Source organism: Pseudomonas sp. AKS31 (assembly GCF_023634765.1).
GTDB lineage: Bacteria > Pseudomonadota > Gammaproteobacteria > Pseudomonadales > Pseudomonadaceae > Aquipseudomonas.
Map to the genome: position 1 here is coordinate 56,273 of NZ_JAMLFX010000004.1, position 21,555 is coordinate 77,827.

Below are 21,555 nucleotides of genomic sequence, written 5' to 3' on the forward strand. Positions count from 1 at the left end.
ATTACTTGCCTTCCCAGCGCTTCAGGACCAGCGTGGCGTTGGTGCCGCCGAAGCCGAAGCTGTTGCTCATCACGGTGTTGATGGTGGCGTTCTCGCGGGTCTTGGTCAGCACCGGCAGATCGGCCACTTCAGGGTCCAGCTCGTCGATGTTGGCGGAGCCGGCAATGAAGTTGCCTTCCATCATCAGCATGCAGTAGATCGCTTCGTGAACGCCGGCGGCGCCCAGGGAGTGACCGGACAGGCTCTTGGTCGAGCTGATTGCAGGTGCCTTGTCGCCGAACACTTCACGCACACCTTTCATTTCCGCAACGTCGCCGACCGGAGTCGAGGTGCCGTGGGTATTCAGGTAGTCGATCGGCGTATCAACGGTGGACATCGCCATCTGCATGCAGCGGATCGCGCCTTCGCCACTTGGGGCAACCATGTCGTAGCCGTCGGAGGTCGCGCCGTAGCCAACGATTTCCGCGTAGATTTTTGCGCCACGGGCCAGAGCGTGTTCCAGCTCTTCAACCACGACCATACCGCCACCGCCAGCAATGACGAAACCGTCACGGTCAGCGTCGTAGGCACGCGAAGCTTGTTCCGGGGTGTCGTTACGCTTGCTGGACAGAGCGCCCATCGCGTCGAACAGGAACGACTGGCTCCAGTGCTCTTCTTCACCGCCACCGGCGAAGACGATGTCCTGCTTGCCCATCTGGATCTGTTCCATGGCGGTACCGATGCAGTGAGCACTGGTGGCGCAGGCAGAAGCGATGGAGTAGTTCAGGCCCTTGATCTTGAATGGCGTGGCCAGGCACGCGGAAACGGTGCTGCTCATGGTCCGCGTAACGCGGTATGGGCCAACGCGCTTCACGCCTTTCTCACGCAGGATGTCCAGCGCTTCCATCTGGTTCAGCGTGGAAGCACCACCGGAACCAGCGATCAGGCCGGTACGCGGGTTGGACACTTGCTCTTCGGTCAGGCCGGAGTCAGTGATGGCGTCTTTCATGGCCAGGTAGGCGTAAGCCGCTGCGTGGCCGACGAAACGATAGATCTTGCGATCGATCAGTTCTTCAAGGTTGAGGTCGATGGAGCCGGAAACCTGGCTACGCAGACCCATTTCAGCATATTCCGGGTTGAACCGGATGCCAGGGCGGCTTGCACGCAGGTTAGCGGAGACGGTCTCTTTGTCATTGCCCAGGCACGAAACAATGCCCAGACCAGTGATAACGACGCGGCGCATGCGAATAACCCTTAGAAGTTGTCAGTGGAGGTGAATACGCCGACGCGAAGGCCTTCGGCGGTGTAGATTTCGCGACCGTCGACAGTCACCGAACCATCGGCGATGGCCAGGTTCAGCTTGCCCTTGAGGACGCGTTTGATATGAATGTTGTAGGTGACTTTCTTGGCGGTCGGCAGGACCTGACCGAAGAACTTCACTTCGCCCGACCCCAGTGCACGGCCACGGCCCGGCAGGCCTTGCCAGCCCAGGAAGAAACCGACGAGTTGCCACATGGCATCCAGACCCAGGCAGCCCGGCATCACCGGATCGCCTTCGAAGTGGCACGCGAAGAACCACAGGTCAGGGTTGATATCCAGCTCGGCGACCAATTCACCTTTGCCGTACTTGCCGCCTTCTTCGCTGATCAGGGTGATGCGATCAACCATCAGCATGTTCGGGGCGGGCAGTTGCGCGTTACCTGGGCCGAACAGCTCACCGCGACTGCAGCGCAGCAGATCTTCCCGAGTAAAGGCGTTTTGTTTGGTCATGCGAGCTCCTCAATAATCCCATGCGGCAGGTGGGGCAAATCTTCCCGACCGATCGAAGCGTTCATGCCTCGAACCGGCAGCCTACTCATAGACTATTGCGTTGTGGTGAAAGTCACAGCACCAAGGACATGAATGTACACTTGTGCACTGAAATTTTTATTCAAGCCCCTTTTGAGGCTTGTTCGGGTGCCTAAGACTGCCGCACTTTCGCTTTTCACGCCAGTCGCAGATGGTCAAAAGGCCCACACTACGACACCCAGCGCTGCAGAATCTGCTGCAGATCATTACGTTTGAACGGCTTTGCCAGATAATCGTTCATGCCCGCCGACAGGCAGGTTTCACGATCGCCCTGCAAGGCGTTGGCGGTCAGCGCGATGATCGGCACGTCAGTGCGTCCGGGCAGGCGGCGGATCTGCCGGGTGGCCTCGTAGCCATCGATGATCGGCAAGCGGCAATCCATCAGAATCACTTCAAAGTCGCTGCCCTCGGCACTGCGCACGGCCTGTGCGCCATCAGTGGCAACACTGACAGTAAAGCCCAGACTGCGCAGCATCGCTTCGATAACCGTCTGGTTCACCGGATTGTCTTCGACCAGCAAGACATTGCGCCCTTCGCCTTGGCCCATGCCATTCAGCGCACGCGGCGCGGCCAGTGGCGGCAGCGCCTGCTTATAGAGTGCCAGCGGAATTTCCAGAGTGAAGACCGAACCACGACCCTCCTCGCTCTGCGCACGCAAGGTGCCGCCCATGCGTTCGGCCAGCGTCCGGGCGATCGGCAAACCGAGACCGGTGCCGCCGTAACGTCGCGAGATCGAACTGTCGGCCTGCTGAAAAGCGTTGAACATCAATTCCAGACTTTCGGAAGAAATGCCGATGCCGCTGTCACGCACCGAGCAGGTGAACCACAGCAGTTCGTGATCCAGCGACTGCCACTGCGCTTCGATGCTGATCCGGCCCTGTTCGGTGAACTTCAGCGCATTGCCGACCAGGTTGACCAGAATCTGCCGGATCCGCGTCGGATCGCCCTGCACCTGCAAACCGCGCATGTCGTCCGGGATCCGCAGATTCAGCGCCAGACCGCGTTGCACCGCACTGTGCTGGAACGACTGCGCGCAGGCGCCGATCAGTTCGGCGAGGTTGAACGGAATGTGCTCCAGTTCCAGCTCCGAGCGTTCGATGCGCGAGAAATCGAGAATGTCGTTGATGACTTTCAACAGGTGTTCGGTGGACTCCGAGGCGAGGGCGGCGTATTCGACCTGCTCCTCGGTCATCTCGGTGGTTTCCAGCAGTTGCAGCATGCCCAGCACACCGTTCATGGGCGTGCGCAGTTCGTGGCTCATCATCGCCAGAAAGTCGGATTTGGCGTTGTTGGCCTTTTCCGCCTCTTCGCGGGTCTGAATCAGTTGCGCCATGGCTTGATGCTGCTCACGGCTGGCCTGTTCCAGCGCCTGGGCGAGGTTGTTGATGTGCTGCGACAGCGCGCCCAATTCAGTGTCATCGACAATTGGCAGTGGCGTTTTGTAATCGCCCTCCTGAATCGCCTTCACCGCGTCACCGATATCGCGGATCGGCTGCGACAGGCTACCGGCCAGGCGTCGTGCCAATACGAAGGTGAAGAGCAGGGCGAACAGCGCGAGAATTGCGGCCTTGAACAGAATCTCCTGCTGGCGCTGGCTGAAGGCATCGTTGGACAAGCCGACGATCACTCGGCCCAGATAGTCCTCGCTGGCCCCGCCGTTGCTGACCTTGCCGTCCTGAAAGAAATCATTGTGCAGGGCGATGCGTTGCAAGCGCACGGGGGCCTGAAACACTTCAACCTGATGCGGGCGACTGTGAGCGGCGGCGGGTTGTTCGACGTACACCAGAATCCGGTTGGCACTGTCCTGTACTTCAAGAAAACGCACGTTAGGCGTGGCCAGTGTGGCTTTGAGCAGGCTTTCCAGTACTTCGTTATTGCCGGAAATCACTCCGTATTCGGTGGCCGGTGCCAACTGGTTGGCGATCAGTTGGCCGGTGTGGTTCAACTCCTGACGCAAATCCTGAATGCGCACGAAGGTGAAGAAGCTGATCAACAACAGGGTCAGCAACAACGCCGGGCCCAGGCTGATCAACTGGGTGCGGGTATTGATGTCCCAACGGCGACGAAAACTCATGGGTGACGTTCTCCTTCAGCCAGAGCACTGGCGACAGACGCATCATTCAGCGGTTCGATACCGAGTGAACGAGCGACCTGTGCATTACTTGAGACTTTAAAACGTGCGGGGTAGAGCGTTCGCGGCCAACTGGTCGGCGGTTGGTCGAGCAAATGATCGAGCACGGCCAGCCAGTCGTCCTGATCGCTGTAGGTACTGGCCAGGCTGCCGGCGCGGACGAACGCCACGTTTGGCCCGACCAGCGCGACTTGCCGTGAGTAGCTGCTGAGCAGCAGGTTTTTCGCGGTTTTCGGGTTGTACAGGTCAGGGTCGTCGAGGCCGAGTAACACGTCGCTGTTCTTCAGCACGGTTTGCAGGGGGCGGCTGTCGTGGATGTTGTCCCAGGTCTGGCTGACGATCTGCAGGTTCAGCGGTTCGGCAGCGAGATTCAGTTCCTTGAGGAGGAATTCGCTGTGTTGATCGAAGAGCACGCCGATCCGCCGCGCCTGGGGCAGAATGCGTCGGATCAACTGCAACTGGCGGCTCAACGGTGGATCACTCCACAGCAGACTCAGGTGTGCCGGTTGCGCGCTGCCCAGGCGCTGGCGCGCTTGCAGACGACTGATGCGCAGCACCAGCGTTGCCGGTCCTTGGGGTTCTTGCAGGCGCCAGTCGAGGCTCGGCAGGTCGAGCAGAATCAAGCGCAAACTGGCGGGCAGTTTTCCCGGTGCCGGCAAACTGGCCAGCGGTTGGAAACGCACGTTGTCGGTCGGGCGCAGCTCACTCAATGCCTGGACGAAGGCTTGCACGCCGGGACTTTCTTCAGTGCCGGTCAACAGGATATCGGCCGCCTGCACCGCCACGCCATGCAGCCATGCGGTCAGAAACAGGCAAACCCCGGCCAGCCAGTGGCCAAGGGTTGGCAGCTTCCGTAACGGCCCGTAGCGCACTCTAGAACTCCAGCTCGGCGCTGAAATACATCACCCGACGCTCGTCGTAATTGTTATCGACGAAGGTAGTCGGCTCATGGTCGAGGCGCTGTTGCAGCACGCCGGCCAGTTGCAACTGGGCTTTGCCCAGCGGGATGCGTTTGGCGATGCGCGTGTCGACTCGCTCAAAGCGGTAGCCGTTGAGTGCGTTGTCGCCGTAATAGAAGAGGGCGCTGTTCCAGCCGTGGCCCCAATCGCGCAACCAGCCGGCCGAACCGCTGTTGCGCGAGGTGAATTGCTGATCCAGTGGGTTACTCGCCTCGGCATCGACAAAGGCGTAGGTGAAGCGCAGGCGATCGGCGAGGCTCACGCGCCAGTCGAGCTGGGTTTCCGTGCCGCGAAACCGTGAGCTGTTGGCGTTGCTCGCGATGTATTGGTTGTTGCGCAGCGGCTCGCTGATCATCCCGGTGATCTCGTCGTAGAACAGCTTCACATCCAAGGCCAGGCCCAGCTCGGCAAAATAGCCGTTGTAGCCCAGTTCCCGCGAGCGCATGTGCTCCTGATCGAGATCGCCCGGGCCACGGGTCTTGACGAAGTAGCGCGCCGACGACTGGCCGTAAGCCGTAGGTCGCAATTTGCTGACCTGATAGCTCCAGTTCACATTGTTCTCGAACATGTCCGGCGAGCGGATGGCCTCGGAGTACACCGCGCGCAGGCCGTGGCGCGGGTTGATCAGGTAATTGACGGCGAAGCGCGGGGTCAGCGAGCTGCCGATCAGTTGCGTGTCTTCAAACATCGCTCCGCCCTGCAACAGCCAGTGTTCCGTGGCGCGCCATTCCAGTTGGCCGAACGCGCGCCAGGTGGTGTCGTCCAGCGTGCCGTTGAAGTAGGTCTCGGAGTCGGCGCGGTCGTAACGATAGTTCATGCCGCTGACCAGACGCAGGCTGTCGGACAGGCTGAGGGTGTCCTGCAATTCGAGATCGTAGCGCGATTCCCGCGCGCTCTGGTCGATGTCGCCGCACAGGGTTCGGCTGGCGCCATTGCGCCACTGATCAAGCACCTGATTGGCCAGGGCCATTTCCTGCGGCGTGCCGGGCGCCGCGCCAGGGCCGGTGAACTGCGTAATGTTGCGCGCCAGGCGTTCGGTGTAATTCGGGTTGAGTTGCCACAGCTGTGTCAGCTCAGGGCTGAACGACACCTCGGCATCACAGGCGCGCCAGGTTTGCTGACGATCCCAGTGTTGCGCCGAGCCTTGTATATAGAGGCTGTGTTCGGGATTGATGTCGAGGTTCCAGCGCACCGAGCCAGCGTAATCCTTGGCCACCACGTCGGAATTGTTCCCGGCGGCGGTAATCCCGGAGAAGACCGGACGATAGGTGTACGGCCGCTGGTTTGTTCCGTCCTTCGCGTTGACCTGCCAGTCGAGGCTCTGGTTATCGCTGAGGGTATGGCTGACCGCGAGACTGAAGCGGTTCAAGCGCCGACTGTCGCGATAATCAGCGCCGCTGCGATCGCTGTCGAAGCCGTCGTCTTCCTGCCCGGACAACGACAGACGCAAGTCACCGCCATTCCAGCCGGTGCCCTGGCTGGCGTAAAAATCATTGATGCCGCGCTGACCTCGGGTGTACTTCAGCCGCGTGCCATGGCTGTCCGCCGGGTTTCGAGTGATGATGTTGACCACCGCCATCAACGCGTTGGCGCCGTAACTGACGGTGTTCGGGCCGCGAAAGACTTCGATGCGCTCGATGTCTTCCATGGCCACTGGAATATCGCTCCAGTCCACCGTGGACAGGCCGGCGCGGTACACCGAGCGGCCGTCGATCAGCACTTGCATGCGTCGTGCTTCGCTGGCGTTGGTGCCGTGGTAATTGACCGCCGCCTGATTGCCGCTGATGTTGCCGACCATCATCCCCGGCACCAGGCGCAGCAGTTCGCTGATGTCGCGGGCACCACTGGCGGTGATCAGTTCGTTGTCAATTACGGTCATGCTTCCCGGCACTTCCGCCGGTGTCTGCTTCAGGCGCGTGGCGGTCAGCACCTGGGGCAGTGCTTCGTTGTCCGTGAACAGGTCGTCGGCCATTAATACCGGGCTGAACAACAGCGCCAGTAACACGGACGAACGCGGGGACGCAGAGCCAAAAGACACGACACAACCTTGATAGCGAAGAATTGGCGCGCATGTTAACCGAGGGCAGCGACTTTTCCAGTCACGTTGCAGGCATTTTCCTAGGAATTATTGGTCTTCTTCCTACAAGTGTCGGTAATTGACGCAGGGGCTGGCCGCGACCGGGTCGCCCCGTATAATGCCGGCATCGCCACTGGTATGGATTAACGGATTGCATATGACTGAACAGCGCCCGATTGCGGTCCTGGGAGGCGGAAGTTTTGGTACCGCCGTGGCCAATCTTTTGGCCGAGAACGGCCATCAAGTCCGGCAGTGGATGCGTGACCCCGAGCAGGCCGAGGCCATCCGGGTCAATCGCGAAAACCCGCGTTACCTCAAAGGCATCAAGATTCTGCCGGGGGTAACTGCCGTCACCGACCTGCAAGAAACCCTCGACGCCTGTGATTTGTGCTTTGTCGCGCTGCCGTCCAGCGCGTTGCGCACGGTACTCGCTCCCCACGCCGAGCGCTTGCGCGGCAAGATGCTGGTCAGCCTGACCAAAGGCATCGAAGCCCAGACCTTCAAACTGATGAGCCAGATCCTCGAAGAAATCGCCCCACAGGCGCGCATCGGCGTGTTGTCCGGGCCGAACCTGGCGCGCGAGATTGCCGAGCACGCACTGACCGCCACCGTGGTCGCCAGCGAAGACGAAGAACTGTGCAAAGCCGTGCAGGCCGCGCTGCATGGTCGCACCTTCCGCGTTTACGCCAGCGCTGACCGTTTCGGCGTCGAGCTGGGCGGGGCGTTGAAAAACGTTTACGCGATCATCGCTGGCATGGCGGTCGCGCTGGAGATGGGCGAGAACACCAAAAGCATGCTGATCACCCGCGCACTGGCGGAAATGACCCGCTTTGCCGTGAATCAGGGCGCCAACCCGATGACCTTCCTCGGTCTGGCCGGTGTCGGCGACCTGATCGTGACCTGTTCGTCGCCGAAGAGTCGCAACTATCAAGTCGGTTTCGCGCTGGGTCAGGGCTTGAGCCTCGACGAAGCGGTGTCGCGCCTCGGAGAAGTGGCGGAAGGGGTCAACACCTTGAAGGTGCTCAAAGCCAAGTCCCAGGAAGTCGGCGTGTACATGCCGCTGGTCGCCGGGCTGCACGCGATCCTGTTCGAAGGACGCACGCTGGAGCAGGTGATCGGTCTACTGATGCGAGCCGAACCGAAAACCGACGTCGATTTTATTTCCACCAGCGGTTTCAACTGAAATCAGCACGGAGCAAGTCATGAACGATCCGAAAACCGAAGCCAAGTACGAATCCATCCTTCTGCGCGTGTTGTGGATGATCGTCTACGTGCTGGTCTGGCAAGTGGCGCAGTTCATCCTCGGCGCGGTGGTGCTGGTGCAACTGATCTATCGTCTGATTTACGGCGCGCCGAGCGGCAGCCTGATGAACTTCGGCGACAGCCTGAGCCAGTTCCTGGCGCAGATCGGTCGCTTCGGCAGTTTCCACAGCGACCAGAAACCTTGGCCGTTCGCCGACTGGCCAACGCCGCGTACCCCGGAAGGTGAGGCGCCACACGCCGTAGCGCCGGCGCCGCATCCGGTTCGAGATGAGGAACCCAAGCTATGAAACTCTGGGTATTGCGTCACGGTGAGGCCGTGCCTTACGGCTCGTGCCCCGACTCCGAACGGGAGTTGACCGATCACGGTCGCCGGGAAGCCTTGAGCAGCGCCGCGCGCTTGATCGGCCAGCCGCTGACGGCAATCTACGCCAGCCCTTATCTGCGCGCGCAACAGACTGCGCAGATTGTTCGTGAGGCGCTGGGCTTCGAGCCGGAGATTCGCACGGTCGAGTGGCTGACGCCGGAGGTCGACCCGGACAAGGTCACCGATCAATTGGTGTCAGTGAGCAATGTGCTGCTGGTCAGCCACAACCCGCTGGTGGGCAATTTGCTCAGCTATCTGCAGCATGGCGCCGGTTATCCGCCGGAGAGGGTCAGCACGGCTGGCCTGGCTGAGCTGGAAAGCCCTGAACTGCTGATCGGCTCGATGACCCTCAACAGCCTTAAACACCCTTAAAAGCAAAGATCGCAGCCTTCGGCAGCTCCTACAGGGGAATGCATTTCAATGTAGGAGCTGCCGAAGGCTCGGGCCGCGATCGGACGATCTTTTGATCTTGTTTCTTTTAGTAAAAAATCCAACCAAGCACTTGCTTGGTTGACTACGCTTGCTCCAGACCCAAAAAACAGGAGCGAGTCGCATGTCTGCTGCCTTCCGTTTGCCGCTGGACGTGTTTTATGAACGCGAGGCCCGGCACCCGCGCCAGCGCTTTCTGGTGCAGCCCATCGGTGGCGGTCAGGTCGAGACGCTGAGCTGGGCCGACGTCGGTCATCAGGCCCGCTGCGCCGCGCATTGGTTGCGTGCGCGGGAGTTGCCGCAGGGCAGCCATATCGCCCTGATCTCGAAAAACTGCGCGCACTGGATCATCGCCGACCTGGCGATCTGGATGGCCGGGCACGTCTCCGTTCCGTTGTATCCCAACCTCACTGCCGATTCTGTCGCGCAAGTGCTCAATCACTCGGAAAGCGCGCTGGCCTTCATCGGCAAACTCGACGACTGGCCGGGCATGTCCAAAGGCGTGCCAGCAGATCTGCCGACCGTAAGCCTGCCACTGCACCCGCCCGGGGATTTTGATTTCAGTTGGGCCGACTTGCAGCTCAGCTCACCGATTCAGGACGATCCGCGCCCGGCCGCCGGGCAACTGGCGACGATCATCTACACCTCCGGCACCACCGGCCTGCCCAAAGGCGTGATGCACAATTTTGCCAATCTCGGCTTCGCCACCACGCGCGGTACGCAACTGTTCGGGCTTAACGAGAATGATCGATTGCTCTCGTACTTGCCGCTGTGCCATGTCGCCGAGCGCATGTTCGTGGAGCTGGCGTCGATCTACACCGGGCAGACGGTGTTCTTCGCCGAGAGTCTCGAGACCTTTATCACTGACTTGCAGCGAGCGCGGCCGACCGCGATGTTCGGCGTGCCGCGGATCTGGACCAAATTCCAGATGGGCGTGTACAGCAAGATCCCGGCGAAACGTCTGGATTTTCTCCTCGGTCTGCCCTTCATCGGCAAGCGCGTGGGTCACAAAGTACTGGCCGGCCTGGGGCTGGATGCTTTGCGCGTGGCGCTGTCCGGTGCCGCGCCTGTGCCGCAGACGTTGCTTGCCTGGTATCAGAAACTTGGCCTCGATGTGCTGGAGGTTTATGGCATGACCGAGAGCTGCGGTTACTCGCACATCTGCCTGCCGGGGCAATACAGGCAGGGCTGGATCGGCAAGCCGTGCCCGGATGTCGAAGTGCGTATCGATGCGTCGGGCGAGGTGCAGGTGCGCAGTCAGGCGAACATGCTCGGCTATTTCAAGGAGCCGCAGAAAACCGCTGAAACGTTGACCGAGGACGGTTTTCTGCGCACCGGTGACAAGGGCGAGCAGGATGCCGACGGGCGTTTGCGCCTGACCGGCCGCCTCAAGGAAATCTTCAAGACCAGCAAAGGCAAATACGTCGCCCCGGCGCCGATCGAAAATCGTCTGGCGGTACATTCACGGATCGAACAGGTGTGCGTGGTCGGTGACGGTTTGAGTGCCCCGTTGGGTTTGTGCGTGCTGTCGACGGTCAATCAGGAGGAGGGCCGGGCGAGTCTGCATTCGAGCCTTGAGAAACTGCTGGAAGAGGTCAACGCTGTACTCGACAAGCATGAACGCTTGCGCCGGTTGGTAGTGGTCAAGGACAGTTGGGCGGTGGAAAACGGCTTTCTTACGCCGACCCTGAAGATCAAGCGCAACGTCATCGAAGACACCTATGGCGCGCGTTTCGAGGAATGGAGCGAGCGCAGCGAAGCGGTGCTGTGGCAGGATTGAACGACCACCAAAACAACAAAGGAAGTCTGCGATGAGCTTGTGGCGTACCACTCCGAACATCGAGCAGTTGAACGCAATCCAGAAAAACACCATCGGCGAAGTGCTGGACATCCGCTTCGAAGCGTTCGACGAAGAATCGCTGACCGCGAGCATGGTCATCGATCATCGCACCCATCAGCCCTACGGTTTACTGCACGGCGGCGCCTCGGTGGTGCTGGCGGAAACCGTTGGTTCGATGGCCAGTTACCTGTGCATCGATGCCAGCAAGTTTTATTGCGTGGGGCTTGAGATCAACGCCAACCATTTGCGCGGCTTGCGCAGTGGACGGGTGACGGCGGTGGCCAAGCCGATTCATATCGGTCGCACCACCCATGTGTGGGACATTCGCTTGACCAGCGATGAAGGCAAGGCCAGTTGTGTGTCGCGCCTGACCATGGCAGTGGTGCCTTTGGGTGAACAGCCGCCGGCGCGTTGAGTGGGTTTCTTCAGTGATCAGCCCCTCACCCCAGCCCTCTCCCAGAGGGAGAGGGGGCCGACCTGGTTGTTTTAACGTGCTTCATCGACCTGAGATACCGAGTCGAATACAGATTCGGAATAGCATGAAGAACGGCTCCCTTTCCCCCTCGCCCCCTTGGGGGAGAGGGTTGGGGTGAGGGGGGGAAGCAGTCTCCCTGACACACCATCACGCTGACCGGACTGTCATCATTCCTGGCAGTTACGGTCATTGCTGTAAGACGCGGTCTTGCGGACAATCAACGCCACGTTTCCCGCTCATGGATTTACCCAGCATGTCGCAACCGATCTTTTTCGCCCACGCCAACGGTTTCCCTTCGGGCACCTATGGCAAGTTGTTCGCGGCCCTGGCGCCCGAGTACCGGGTCGCGCATCTGGAGCAGCATGCCCATGACCCGCGCTTCCCGGCGGATGACAATTGGTACAACCTCGTCGACGAGTTGATCCACCATCTGCAGCAACAGGATCAGCCGGTGTGGGGCGTCGGCCATTCCTTCGGCGGCGTACTGCATTTGCACGCGGCGCTGCGTTGCCCTGAGCTGTATCGCGGCGTGGTGATGCTCGATTCGCCAGTGCTGACCCGCACCGATCAGTGGGTCATCCGCGCCGCCAAGCGTTTTGGTTTCATCGACAAACTGACCCCGGCCGGCCGCACCCTTGGCCGCCGTGAAGAGTTCGCCGACCTCGACAGCGCGCGCCGCTATTTTGCCGGCAAGACGCTGTTCCGTGGTTTTGATCCGGAATGTTTCGATGCCTACCTGCAGCACGGTTTGCACCAGGTCGGCGACAAACTGCGCCTGCGTTTCGACCCGGCCACCGAGATCAGCATCTATCGCGGCGTGCCGCACACCAGCCCTGGCCACACCCGGAAATTGCAGGTGCCGCTGGCGGTGGTGCGCGGGCACAAGAGTCGCGTGGTCATGCGCCATCACACCCGGTTCGTTTCGCGTCTGGCCCAGGGCGAGGCACTGAGCATGCCCGGCGGCCACATGTTCCCGCTTGAGCGGCCGCAGGACACCGCGCGGTTGTTGAAGAATCTGTTTACCCGGTGGGAAAACCGTCAGGACAAGGATTGCGCATGAGTCCGACTTTCGAAGAAGTGCGCCTGAGCCTGCCGCATATCGAACTGGCGGCGCATTTGTTCGGTCCCGAGGACGGTCTGCCGGTGATCGCCCTGCATGGCTGGCTCGACAACGCCAACAGCTTTGCCCGATTGGCGCCGAAGCTCAAAGGCCTGCGCATCATCGCTTTGGACATGGCCGGGCACGGGCATTCCGGGCACCGGCCGAACGGCGCCGGCTATGCGCTGTGGGATTACGCCCATGATGTGCTGCAAGTTGCCGAACAGCTGGGCTGGAAGCGTTTCGGTCTGCTCGGGCACTCGATGGGCGCGATTGTTTCGCTGGTGCTGGCGGGGTCGTTGCCGGAGCGCATCAGCCATCTGGCGCTGATCGACGGTGTGATTGCGCCTACAGATAAAGGCGAAAATGCGGCCGAGCGCATGGGCATGGCCCTGCAAGCGCAACTGGATCTGCGCGAGAAGCGCAAACCGGTCTACAACACCCTCGACCGCGCCATCGAAGCGCGTATGAAAGGTCTGGTGGCGGTCAGCCGTGAGGCGGCTGAATTGTTGGCCCAGCGCGGTCTGATGCCGGTGCCCGGCGGTTACACCTGGCGCACCGACAATCGCCTGACCCTGCCATCGCCGCTGCGCCTGACCCAGGAACAGGCAATGGCGTTCGCGCTTCGAGTCAGTTGCCCGGCGCACCTGGTGGTCGCGGCTGACGGCATGCTGGCCAAACATCCCGAACTGCTGGAGCGTCTACCCTTTAGCCGGGAACAGCTGGCAGGCGGGCACCATTTGCACCTGAACGACGAGGCCGGTGCCGACCTTGTCGCAGACTGTTTCAATCGGTTCTTCGCCATTCCTTGACTTGCTGCGGGCAACTGTCGAGGCTGGGCGGGTTGAAATGGGAGACAACCACGATGGATTTCTATACCGCTGCGACCTCGAATCATCCAGCATTGCCGATCCGATGAGCCTGACTATGCGCTCACTCAGTCTGTTGGCACTGTGCTGTTTCAGTACCGTTTCGTTCGCCGCCGACGTGCCGGGCAGTCAGGATCTGCAGATCGTGCCGCGCCTGGCCGATGCGCAAATCGTCGATTACCGTCCGCCCGTGGAGCTTGAACGGATCTATCCACTGGGCTCGATCCGCAAGATCAGCGGACAGTTGCGTTTCGACGGCCAGGTCACCGCCCGTGGCCAGACCACTTCGGTGACCTACGAGTTGCCCCCCGAACACTCCGCCACCGAAGCCTTTACTGCCGCTCGTGAAGCGCTGCAAAAGCAGGACGCGCAATTGCTGTTCTGGTGTCAGGCGCGTGATTGCGGCGAAAGCAGCCTGTGGGCCAACGAGGTGTTCGGTAACTCCAAGTTGTACGGTGCTGACGAGCAACAGGCATATCTGTTGTTGAGGCTGGCCGCACCGCGCGACAACACGCTGGTGGCGCTTTACAGCATCACGCGCGGCAATCGCAAAGCCTACCTGCATGTCGAACAGTTCGAGGCGACTGCACCGTTGGGTGAGCTGCTGCCGACCTCAGCGACCCTGTTGCGGCAGTTGAAAAGCACCGGTGAACTGGATTTCCCAGATCGCGTGAATGACCCGGATGACACCTGGCTACGCCTGATTTCCCGTGGCCTTAACCTCGATACGACATTGCGTGTGACCGTGTCCGGGCCGAAAGCCGAGGCCTGGCGACAGGCGCTGATCAATCAGGGGGTGCGCGCGGCACGCCTGGAAACCGGCAGTGTCGAAGGCTCTGGCCTGCGCATCGATCTGTTGCGTTAAGCTGTTTCGGGCGAGCACGAATCGCGTGTTCGCCTACTCTTTGCCTGACTGACTTTTTCGAGACCTTACATGCTCAATAACGATCGCCTGCTGGTGCAGATCCTGCTGCTGGTGTTGTTTGGTGCCAGCCTGTGGGTGATGGCTCCGTTCTGGTCGGCGCTGTTCTGGGGCGCGGTGCTGGCGTTTGCCAGTTGGCCGCTGATGCGTTTGTTGACCCGTTGGCTCAATGGTCGCGAATCCCTGGCTGCCGCGATTCTGACGTTGGGCTGGATGCTGCTGGTGGCAGCGCCGCTGGTGTGGCTGGGGTTCAACCTGGCGGATCACGTGCGCGATGCCACGGCGTTTATCAAGGATGTGCAGGTCGACGGTCTGCCGGAGGCGCCGGTGTGGCTGGGGACTTTGCCGTTTGTGGGAGAACGCCTGGTCGGGCTGTGGAACAGCATCGATCAGCAGGGCGCCGCACTGATGGTGTCGATCAAGCCCTATCTGGGGCAGGTCGGCAACTGGCTGCTGGCGCGCAGCGCGCAGATTGGCGGCGGGATTCTCGAGCTGACCCTGAGCATCGTCTTTGTGTTCTTTTTCTATCGCGACGGGCCGCGGCTGGCGGCGTTTGTGCACGGTCTGCTGGAGCGGCTGATCGGTGATCGGGCGGGGTATTACATCGAGTTGGTGGCCGGCACGGTGCAGCGGGTGGTCAACGGCGTGATCGGCACGGCTGCGGCGCAGGCGGTTCTGGCGTTGATCGGGTTTTTGATTGCCGGGGTGCCGGGGGCGCTGGTGCTCGGGATTGTCACCTTCCTGTTGAGTCTGATTCCGATGGGGCCGCCGTTGGTGTGGGTGCCGGCCACGGCCTGGCTGGCGTGGAAGGGCGAGTACGGGATGGCGGTGTTTCTCGGGATCTGGGGGACGTTCATCATCAGTGGCGTGGACAATGTGCTCAAGCCGTATCTGATCAGTCGCGGGGGGAATTTGCCGTTGGTGATTGTGTTGCTTGGGGTGTTTGGCGGGTTGATTGCGTTTGGGTTTATCGGGTTGTTTATCGGGCCTACGTTGTTGGCGGTGGCTTACAGTTTGTTGACGGATTGGAGCAAGAGTCAGTCTCGGGTTGAGGATCGGCGGTAGCTTTTTGGGTTTTGGGTGTATATCCATTGCTGCGGTAACGGCTGCTTAAGGTTCCGCCCTTACGGGTCACTTTTGACAAACGCGAACGCCTCAAAAGTAACCAAAAACGCTTGCTCCTGCGTGCGGCCCGCTCGCTGGGGCTCGGGATTCCTTCGCTCCGGGATCGATCCGGGCGCAGCGTCTCCGGTTTGCTTCGCTGCACCTACTCCCGCTGTGTTCGACTGCCTCGAACGGTCGCTGCGCTCCCACGCCCGGATCAATCCCGGAACGAAGCCTTCCGACGTCGCCCTACAGATCAAGAGCGGCAGCCGAGCTAACGCTCATCCTGTTGAGTGGTGAGAAGCAAAAGCGATTCGAGGTGTGTGCGGTTTTTGCTTTTGCTCTTCTGTGGGAGTTGGCTTGCCAGCGATGGCGACCTGACAGCCGACCAGACTCTTTGACCTTTCACAATCCTCTGTAGGAGCTGCCGAAGGCTGCGATCTTTTGCCGTTGTTTTTTTACAATCAAAAGATCGCAGCCTTCGGCAACTCCTACAGGAGGGCAACTTATGTGGCGACGTTGAGGTATTTGCCCACTGACGCAGTTTTTTCCAGCGAGTACTGTTTGCTCAAATTGGCGATCATGCGGTTCAGCGCTTCAGTCGTGCTCTGGGTCGAAGCGGTCTGTTCTTCGTCAGGTCGTTCCCGGCCTGCCTGTAGCGCCGCTTTCAACTCGTCACTGCTCACGCCGCCACTGCTGTCGCTGTCTAGCACCTTGAGCAGCGCGGCACTGGTGTCGGTGCTGGTCGTTGCGGTGCTGTTGTTGCTGGTTTGCAGTGCGCTGTCGAGTTCGGTCGCGGTTACGCTGCCGTCGCCATCGGTGTCGAGTGCGCTGATCAGGGCGTCGGCGAGTTCGGTGTCCGGAGCTTGATCGCGTGGCGGTGGCGGAGGGGGCGCCATGACGGTCATTTCTTCGGCGCTGAGGCTGCCGCTGGCGTCGCTGTCCAGATCGCCGAATTGTTTACTCAGGTTGACCAGCAGGCCGTCGTCGGACTTCTGCGACAGGGCGCTTTGCAGTTCGTCCTGATCCACCGCGCTGTCGCCGTTGCTGTCGAGTTTGGCGAACAGTTCTTTTTGCAGTTGCTGGCTGCGGGCGTTTTGCGTGGAGGTACTGCTGGTGCTGGTATAGCTCGTGTAGTTGCTGACGCTACCGATCATCGGACTCACTCCCTGGAATGGAAAGCCGGTGGGTGCACCGGCTTATGCAGCCTCAGGGCGCAAGTTGTCGGGGGTATGTGGGATTTGTACCGGTGGGTACACACGATGCAATGAACACCAAATACCTTGTAGGAGTGTGTGTTTCTCAGAGGCGGGGCAGGCGAATGATGGCGGTGAGGCCGCCGCCGGGGGTTTCTTCAAGATTGAGCTGGCCACCCAATCGCTGCGCCGCCTCGCGGGCAATGGTCATGCCCAGGCCAACACCGCCGGAGTTGCGATTGCGCGAGCCTTCCAGACGATAAAACGGTTCAAACACCGCTTCCCGCTTGTCCTCGGCAATCCCCGGGCCGTGGTCGATCACGCGGATCAGCAGTTGCTCGCGTTGATCCTGCAATTCGATGCGTGCCTGCCCGGCATAACGCAAGGCATTGTCCATGAGGTTGTTGATGCACGAACGCAGCGCCATCGGCTGTACCGGCAACGGTGCGCAATGGCCGCTGACCTGTACGTCGGCGCCTTGATCCTGAGCATTTTCACAGAGCGACTCGACTAACGCCTGAACGTCCATCAACTGCAACGCTTCGCTGGTGCGCTGTTCGTGCAGGTAGGTGAGGGTGGCGTCGAGCATGCCGATCATGTCGTCCAGGTCCTGACGCATCTGGCCTTGCAGCTTTTCATCGCTGATGTTTTCCAGACGCAGTTTCAGGCGTGACAACGGTGTGCGCAGGTCGTGGGACACGGCACCGAGCATCCGCGCGCGCTGCTGCACCTGTTCGCGAATGCGTTGCTGCATCAGGTTGAAGGTGTAGGCGGCTTGACGCGCTTCCCGTGGGCCGGACTCGTCGAGTGGCGGGCTGTCGAGGTCTTCGCTGAGGCGTTCGGCGGCGTCGCTCAGGCGCTGGATCGGGCGACTGAGCAGTTTTGCGCCGTACCACGCGGCGATCATCAACGTGATGAACTGGAAGGTCAGCGGCACCACCGGGCCACCGAACCATGGACGCGGTGGCCGTGGCGGGTAACGCGGATCGTGCGCCATCGGTTGCCCTTCGGCGCCTTGGGAGAACTCCGGGGGCGGCGGGGGCGGGGGCGGACCGTAGAGGCGGAACCAGGCAAAAGCCAGCAGATGCGCCAGGACGATCGCCACGAACAGCACGCCAAACAGGCGCCCGAACAGCGTGTCGAAGCGCGCCCGCATCAGCCGATGTCTCGCGCGTCGAACAGGTAACCCTCACCGCGCACGGTTTTGATCAACTGCGGTGCTTTCGGGTCGTCGCCGAGTTTCTGCCGCAGACGCGAGACCAGCAAGTCGATGCTGCGGTCGAACGCTTCGATCGATCGACCCCGGGCCGCGTCGAGCAATTGCTCGCGGCTGAGCACCCGGCGAGGACGTTCGATAAACACCCACAGCAAGCGGAATTCGGCGTTGGACAGCGGCACCACCAGGCCATCGTCGGCGATCAGCTGGCGCAGGACGCTGTTCAGGCGCCAGTTGTCGAAACGAATGTTGGCCCGCTGTTCAGTACGGTCATCACGTACCCGGCGCAGGATGGTCTGAATGCGCGCGACCAGTTCGCGCGGTTCGAACGGTTTGGCCATGTAGTCATCGGCACCCAGTTCCAGGCCGATGATGCGATCGGTCGGTTCGCAGCGGGCGGTGAGCATCAGGATCGGGATGTCCGATTCGGCGCGCAGCCAGCGACACAGCGACAGGCCGTCTTCGCCGGGCAGCATCAGGTCCAGCACGACGACGTCGAAATGTTCGGCCTGCATTGCCTGCCGCATCGCCGCACCGTCGGTGACGCCGCTGGCGTGGATGTTGAAGCGGGCGAGGTAATCGATCATCAGCTCGCGGATCGGCACGTCATCGTCGACGATCAGCGCACGAATGCTCCAGCGCTTGTCGTCTTTAGGCTCATCCTTCGCGGTCATTTGGGTGTTGTGCATGGGGCTGTTCATCTGCCAGTAGGCCGCCAACCACAAAAGATGGGCTGCGAGGTGGTGGTTTCAGCATAGGCGTCCGGCCGTGAGGCGGGAAGTGCTGATGTAAGGACGTATTGCGGCTGGCGAGGCTAGCGCGGGTGCTTGTTGCTGGCGTGTCGGTTGTGTATCGGAGTCGACACAATAGCAGCGAGCGCTATGCTGATCACGGTCGACGCGACGATTTACCGATCATCGGGTGCCGCGCCGCCGCCGGTTCCGCTACAATGCGCGCCGATTTCGACCTGCCTGAGAGCCCATTCATGTCCGCCTGCCAGACTCCTATCATCGTCGCCCTGGATTTCCCTACCCGTGACGCCGCACTGAAGCTGGCCGACCAGTTGGACCCGAAACTGTGCCGGGTCAAAGTGGGCAAGGAACTGTTCACCAGTTGCGCTGCGGAAATTGTCGGCACCCTGCGTGACAAGGGTTTTGAAGTATTCCTCGACCTGAAATTCCACGACATTCCCAACACCACCGCGATGGCCGTGAAAGCTGCTGCCGAGATGGGCGTGTGGATGGTCAACGTGCATTGCTCCGGTGGCCTGCGCATGATGGCCGCCTGCCGTGAAGAGCTGGACAAGCGCAGCGGCCCGCAGCCGTTGCTGATCGGAGTGACCGTGCTGACTTCGATGGAACGTGAAGATCTGGCCGGTATCGGTCTGGATATCGAGCCACAAGAGCAGGTTCTACGTCTGGCTGCACTCGCCGACAAGGCTGGCATGGACGGTCTGGTGTGCTCGGCGCTGGAAGCCACGGCACTGAAAACCGCGCACCCGTCGCTGCAACTGGTGACCCCGGGCATTCGTCCGGCCGGCAGCGCGCAGGACGATCAGCGTCGCATCCTGACCCCGCGTCAGGCGCTGGATGCCGGTTCCGATTATCTGGTGATTGGCCGTCCGATCAGCCAGGCAGCAGATCCGGCCAAGGCGCTGGCGTCGGTAGTAGCCGAAATCGCCTAAAAGATCGCAGCCTTCGGCAGCTCCTACAGGGGTTATTTGAACACCTGTAGGAGCTGGCGCAGCCTGCGATCTTTTGATCTTGCTTTAGATTTTCAGTACCAACTTGCCAAAGTTCTCGCCGCTGAACAATTTCATCAGCGTTTCCGGGAAGGTTTCCAAGCCTTCGACGATATCTTCCTTGCTCTTGAGCTGCCCCTTGGCCATCCAGCCGGCCATTTCCTGCGCGGCGCTCGCGTATTGCGCGGCGTAATCCATCACTACAAAGCCTTCCATCCGCGCACGATTGACCAACAGCGACAGGTAGTTGGCCGGGCCTTTGACCGCTTCCTTATTGTTGTACTGGCTGATCGCGCCGCAGATCACCACACGCGCCTTCATGTTCAACCGGCTCAGCACCGCATCGAGGATGTCGCCGCCGACGTTGTCGAAATACACATCGACGCCTTTCGGGCACTCGCGTTTAAGCCCGGCCACGACATCTTCGGATTTGTAGTCGATGGCACCGTCAAAGCCCAACTCATCGATGAGGAATTTGCACTTGTCGGCGCCACCGGCAATGCCAACCACGCGGCAGCCTTTGATCTTGGCGATCTGCCCGGCAATGCTGCCCACTGCGCCCGCCGCACCGGACAACACAACGGTGTCGCCGGCCTTTGGTGCGCCGACATCCAGCAGGGCGAAGTAGGCGGTCATGCCGGTCATGCCCAGCGCTGACAGATACACCGGCAGCGGTGCCAGTTTCGGATCGACTTTGTAGAAACCTCTTGGCTCGCCAAGGAAATAATCCTGCACGCCAATGGCGCCGTTGATGTAGTCCCCGACCGCAAAGCCAGGATTGTTCGAAGCAATGACTTTGCCGACCCCCAGCGCACGCATGACTTCACCGATACCCACCGGCGGGATGTAGGACTTGCCTTCGTTCATCCAGCCGCGCATGGCCGGGTCGAGGGACAGGTATTCGTTCTTGACCAGAATCTGGCCCGCCACCGGTTCGCCGACCGGTACTTCCTGAAAGGTGAAGGTCTCGCGGTTGGCCGCGCCCACCGGGCGTTTGGCGAGCAGGAACTGGCGATTGGTCTGGTTGGTCATGGCAGGCACTCGAACGGAATGAAGCCTTGTTGATAGACCTTCGCCGGCATTGGCGCAAGGTTGGCTGATGCGGCGAATGCACGCCGATCCAGTGCAGTGATGATCACCGGGATGGTTTTATCACTGCGACGCATGGGTACATAAACAGCCTTTGGATAGTGCTGACGCTCTTCGGACCCCAATGGCTATGCTGCCAATCACTTGCAGCTATCCCTTTGAGGACATAACAATGAGCATGACGTTTTCCGGTCAAGTTGCCGTAATCACTGGCGCGGCCAACGGCATTGGCCGTGCGACCGCGCAGGCGTTCGCCGCCGAAGGCCTGAAAGTGGTGGTCGCCGACCTGGACGCGGCAGGGGGCGAGGGCACGGTAGCGCTGATTCGTACAGCCGGCGGCGAAGCGACCTTCGTGCGCTGCAACGTCACCGTCGAAAGCGAAGTAAAAAATCTGATGGACGAGGTCATCAATACCTACGGCCGTCTCGACTACGCCTTCAACAATGCCGGCATCGAAATCGAAAAAGGCAAACTGGCCGACGGCTCGATGGATGAGTTCGACGCGATCATGGGCGTCAACGTCAAAGGCGTCTGGCTGTGCATGAAGTATCAACTGCCGCTGCTGCTGGCGCAGGGCGGCGGGGCGATCGTCAATACCGCCTCGGTGGCAGGGCTGGGTGCGGCGCCGAAGATGAGCATCTATGCGGCGTCGAAGCACGCGGTGATCGGGTTGACCAAATCGGCGGCTATCGAATACGCGAAGAAGAAAATCCGCGTCAACGCTGTGTGTCCGGCGGTGATCGATACCGACATGTTCCGCCGCGCCTATGAGGCCGATCCGAAGAAGGGCGAGTTCGCCAACGCCATGCACCCGGTCGGGCGCATTGGCAAGGTCGAAGAAATCGCCAGTGCCGTGTTGTACCTGTGCAGCGACGGTGCGGCATTCACCACCGGCCACTCGCTGGCAGTGGATGGCGGCGTCACGGCTTTCTGAATAACACCCAGTAAAAACAG

Annotated in this window: 21 protein-coding genes; 11 read left to right on the forward strand and 10 right to left on the reverse strand. The window is 60.8% G+C overall.

Features of this window, described 5'->3' with window-relative positions; genetic code table 11:
• Position 1: 1 nt before the first annotated feature.
• The 5 genes from fabB to M9827_RS14540 all read right to left on the reverse strand — a co-directional run bounded on the left by fabB (position 2) and on the right by M9827_RS14540 (position 6,955).
• Positions 2-1,222 (reverse strand): beta-ketoacyl-ACP synthase I, encoded by a 1,221-nt coding sequence (fabB, locus tag M9827_RS14520; RefSeq protein ID WP_007968959.1) that lies wholly within the window; start codon positions 1,220-1,222, stop codon positions 2-4.
• An 11-nt stretch (positions 1,223-1,233) separates the two neighbouring features.
• The gene (gene fabA / locus M9827_RS14525) at positions 1,234-1,749 is read right to left on the reverse strand and encodes a 3-hydroxyacyl-[acyl-carrier-protein] dehydratase FabA (protein ID WP_003227150.1); all 516 of its coding nucleotides are present in this window, start codon (positions 1,747-1,749) and stop codon (positions 1,234-1,236) included.
• Positions 1,750-1,996: 247 nt separating this feature from the next.
• Positions 1,997-3,901 carry an ATP-binding protein gene (locus M9827_RS14530; protein WP_250605939.1) on the reverse strand — a complete coding sequence of 635 codons (1,905 nt, stop codon included), beginning with the start codon at positions 3,899-3,901 and terminating at the stop codon, positions 1,997-1,999.
• Positions 3,898-4,830 (reverse strand): ABC transporter substrate-binding protein, encoded by a 933-nt coding sequence (locus M9827_RS14535; protein WP_250605940.1) that lies wholly within the window; start codon positions 4,828-4,830, stop codon positions 3,898-3,900. The genes M9827_RS14530 and M9827_RS14535 overlap by 4 nt, the downstream gene beginning before the upstream one ends.
• Position 4,831: 1 nt before the next feature.
• Positions 4,832-6,955, reverse strand: coding sequence for a TonB-dependent receptor plug domain-containing protein (locus M9827_RS14540; protein ID WP_250605941.1), 2,124 nt, complete (start codon positions 6,953-6,955; stop codon positions 4,832-4,834).
• Between the two features lie 196 nt (positions 6,956-7,151).
• Here M9827_RS14540 and M9827_RS14545 point away from each other — a divergent pair, with 196 nt between their 5' ends.
• The 9 genes from M9827_RS14545 to M9827_RS14585 all read left to right on the forward strand — a co-directional run bounded on the left by M9827_RS14545 (position 7,152) and on the right by M9827_RS14585 (position 15,320).
• A complete protein-coding gene (locus M9827_RS14545; protein WP_250605942.1) occupies positions 7,152-8,177 on the forward strand; it encodes an NAD(P)H-dependent glycerol-3-phosphate dehydrogenase in 1,026 nt (341 codons plus the stop codon).
• A gap of 19 nt (positions 8,178-8,196) precedes the next feature.
• On the forward strand, positions 8,197-8,544 hold the full coding sequence (locus tag M9827_RS14550; RefSeq protein WP_160059050.1) for a DUF4389 domain-containing protein: 348 nt from the start codon (positions 8,197-8,199) through the stop codon (positions 8,542-8,544).
• Complete coding sequence (gene sixA / locus M9827_RS14555) at positions 8,541-8,993, forward strand: phosphohistidine phosphatase SixA (RefSeq protein WP_250605943.1); 453 nt, start codon at positions 8,541-8,543, stop codon at positions 8,991-8,993. The genes M9827_RS14550 and sixA overlap by 4 nt, the downstream gene beginning before the upstream one ends.
• Before the next feature lie 181 nt (positions 8,994-9,174).
• Positions 9,175-10,830 (forward strand): AMP-binding protein, encoded by a 1,656-nt coding sequence (locus M9827_RS14560; protein WP_250605944.1) that lies wholly within the window; start codon positions 9,175-9,177, stop codon positions 10,828-10,830.
• Between the two features lie 31 nt (positions 10,831-10,861).
• The gene (locus M9827_RS14565; RefSeq protein WP_042560476.1) at positions 10,862-11,305 is read left to right on the forward strand and encodes a hotdog fold thioesterase; all 444 of its coding nucleotides are present in this window, start codon (positions 10,862-10,864) and stop codon (positions 11,303-11,305) included.
• A gap of 313 nt (positions 11,306-11,618) precedes the next feature.
• On the forward strand, positions 11,619-12,425 hold the full coding sequence (locus tag M9827_RS14570; RefSeq protein WP_250605945.1) for an alpha/beta fold hydrolase: 807 nt from the start codon (positions 11,619-11,621) through the stop codon (positions 12,423-12,425).
• Positions 12,422-13,276, forward strand: coding sequence for an alpha/beta hydrolase (locus tag M9827_RS14575; RefSeq protein WP_250605946.1), 855 nt, complete (start codon positions 12,422-12,424; stop codon positions 13,274-13,276). Before M9827_RS14570 ends, M9827_RS14575 begins: the two co-directional genes overlap by 4 nt.
• 115 nt (positions 13,277-13,391) lie before the next feature.
• Positions 13,392-14,198, forward strand: a complete 807-nt coding sequence (locus tag M9827_RS14580; RefSeq protein ID WP_250605947.1) for a DUF4892 domain-containing protein — start codon at positions 13,392-13,394, stop codon at positions 14,196-14,198.
• A gap of 69 nt (positions 14,199-14,267) precedes the next feature.
• Complete coding sequence (locus M9827_RS14585) at positions 14,268-15,320, forward strand: AI-2E family transporter (protein ID WP_250605948.1); 1,053 nt, start codon at positions 14,268-14,270, stop codon at positions 15,318-15,320.
• Positions 15,321-15,865: 545 nt separating this feature from the next.
• Here the strand turns inward: M9827_RS14585 and xopAW are convergent.
• The 3 genes from xopAW to M9827_RS14600 form a co-directional block, all read right to left on the reverse strand.
• Complete coding sequence (xopAW, locus tag M9827_RS14590) at positions 15,866-16,516, reverse strand: XopAW family type III secretion system calcium-binding effector (protein ID WP_250605949.1); 651 nt, start codon at positions 16,514-16,516, stop codon at positions 15,866-15,868.
• A gap of 145 nt (positions 16,517-16,661) precedes the next feature.
• Positions 16,662-17,711: a sensor histidine kinase gene (locus M9827_RS14595; RefSeq protein ID WP_250605950.1), complete on the reverse strand. Its 1,050-nt coding sequence runs from the start codon at positions 17,709-17,711 to the stop codon at positions 16,662-16,664.
• The gene (locus M9827_RS14600) at positions 17,711-18,460 is read right to left on the reverse strand and encodes a response regulator (protein ID WP_502943457.1); all 750 of its coding nucleotides are present in this window, start codon (positions 18,458-18,460) and stop codon (positions 17,711-17,713) included. The genes M9827_RS14595 and M9827_RS14600 overlap by 1 nt, the downstream gene beginning before the upstream one ends.
• Before the next feature lie 296 nt (positions 18,461-18,756).
• Between M9827_RS14600 and pyrF the strand changes: the two genes are divergently transcribed.
• Positions 18,757-19,455, forward strand: a complete 699-nt coding sequence (gene pyrF, locus M9827_RS14605; RefSeq protein ID WP_250605951.1) for an orotidine-5'-phosphate decarboxylase — start codon at positions 18,757-18,759, stop codon at positions 19,453-19,455.
• Between the two features lie 84 nt (positions 19,456-19,539).
• Here the strand turns inward: pyrF and M9827_RS14610 are convergent, their stop codons facing one another.
• Entirely contained in the window at positions 19,540-20,544 is a 1,005-nt protein-coding gene (locus M9827_RS14610; RefSeq protein WP_250605952.1) for an NADP-dependent oxidoreductase, read from the reverse strand.
• Positions 20,541-20,678 carry a hypothetical protein gene (locus tag M9827_RS14615; protein WP_250605953.1) on the reverse strand — a complete coding sequence of 46 codons (138 nt, stop codon included), beginning with the start codon at positions 20,676-20,678 and terminating at the stop codon, positions 20,541-20,543. The genes M9827_RS14610 and M9827_RS14615 overlap by 4 nt, the downstream gene beginning before the upstream one ends.
• Before the next feature lie 95 nt (positions 20,679-20,773).
• On the opposite strand from M9827_RS14615, the gene M9827_RS14620 reads away from it, so the two are divergent.
• Positions 20,774-21,535, forward strand: coding sequence for an SDR family oxidoreductase (locus M9827_RS14620; protein ID WP_250605954.1), 762 nt, complete (start codon positions 20,774-20,776; stop codon positions 21,533-21,535).
• Positions 21,536-21,555 lie beyond the last annotated feature (20 nt).

Excerpts from the sequence above, each read along its gene's own strand:
- fabB (WP_007968959.1), bottom strand. The coding sequence starts at position 1,222 with ATGCGCCGCGTCGTTATCACTGGTCTGGGCATTGTTTCGTGCCTGGGC.
- fabA (WP_003227150.1), bottom strand. The coding sequence starts at position 1,749 with ATGACCAAACAAAACGCCTTTACTCGGGAAGATCTGCTGCGCTGCAGT.
- M9827_RS14530 (WP_250605939.1), bottom strand. The coding sequence starts at position 3,901 with ATGAGTTTTCGTCGCCGTTGGGACATCAATACCCGCACCCAGTTGATC.
- M9827_RS14545 (WP_250605942.1), top strand. The coding sequence starts at position 7,152 with ATGACTGAACAGCGCCCGATTGCGGTCCTGGGAGGCGGAAGTTTTGGT.
- M9827_RS14550 (WP_160059050.1), top strand. The coding sequence starts at position 8,197 with ATGAACGATCCGAAAACCGAAGCCAAGTACGAATCCATCCTTCTGCGC.
- sixA (WP_250605943.1), top strand. The coding sequence starts at position 8,541 with ATGAAACTCTGGGTATTGCGTCACGGTGAGGCCGTGCCTTACGGCTCG.
- M9827_RS14560 (WP_250605944.1), top strand. The coding sequence starts at position 9,175 with ATGTCTGCTGCCTTCCGTTTGCCGCTGGACGTGTTTTATGAACGCGAG.
- M9827_RS14565 (WP_042560476.1), top strand. The coding sequence starts at position 10,862 with ATGAGCTTGTGGCGTACCACTCCGAACATCGAGCAGTTGAACGCAATC.
- M9827_RS14570 (WP_250605945.1), top strand. The coding sequence starts at position 11,619 with ATGTCGCAACCGATCTTTTTCGCCCACGCCAACGGTTTCCCTTCGGGC.
- M9827_RS14575 (WP_250605946.1), top strand. The coding sequence starts at position 12,422 with ATGAGTCCGACTTTCGAAGAAGTGCGCCTGAGCCTGCCGCATATCGAA.
- M9827_RS14580 (WP_250605947.1), top strand. The coding sequence starts at position 13,392 with ATGCGCTCACTCAGTCTGTTGGCACTGTGCTGTTTCAGTACCGTTTCG.
- M9827_RS14585 (WP_250605948.1), top strand. The coding sequence starts at position 14,268 with ATGCTCAATAACGATCGCCTGCTGGTGCAGATCCTGCTGCTGGTGTTG.
- xopAW (WP_250605949.1), bottom strand. The coding sequence starts at position 16,516 with ATGATCGGTAGCGTCAGCAACTACACGAGCTATACCAGCACCAGCAGT.
- M9827_RS14595 (WP_250605950.1), bottom strand. The coding sequence starts at position 17,711 with ATGCGGGCGCGCTTCGACACGCTGTTCGGGCGCCTGTTTGGCGTGCTG.
- M9827_RS14600 (WP_502943457.1), bottom strand. The coding sequence starts at position 18,460 with ATGCACAACACCCAAATGACCGCGAAGGATGAGCCTAAAGACGACAAG.
- pyrF (WP_250605951.1), top strand. The coding sequence starts at position 18,757 with ATGTCCGCCTGCCAGACTCCTATCATCGTCGCCCTGGATTTCCCTACC.
- M9827_RS14610 (WP_250605952.1), bottom strand. The coding sequence starts at position 20,544 with ATGACCAACCAGACCAATCGCCAGTTCCTGCTCGCCAAACGCCCGGTG.
- M9827_RS14615 (WP_250605953.1), bottom strand. The coding sequence starts at position 20,678 with ATGCGTCGCAGTGATAAAACCATCCCGGTGATCATCACTGCACTGGAT.
- M9827_RS14620 (WP_250605954.1), top strand. The coding sequence starts at position 20,774 with ATGAGCATGACGTTTTCCGGTCAAGTTGCCGTAATCACTGGCGCGGCC.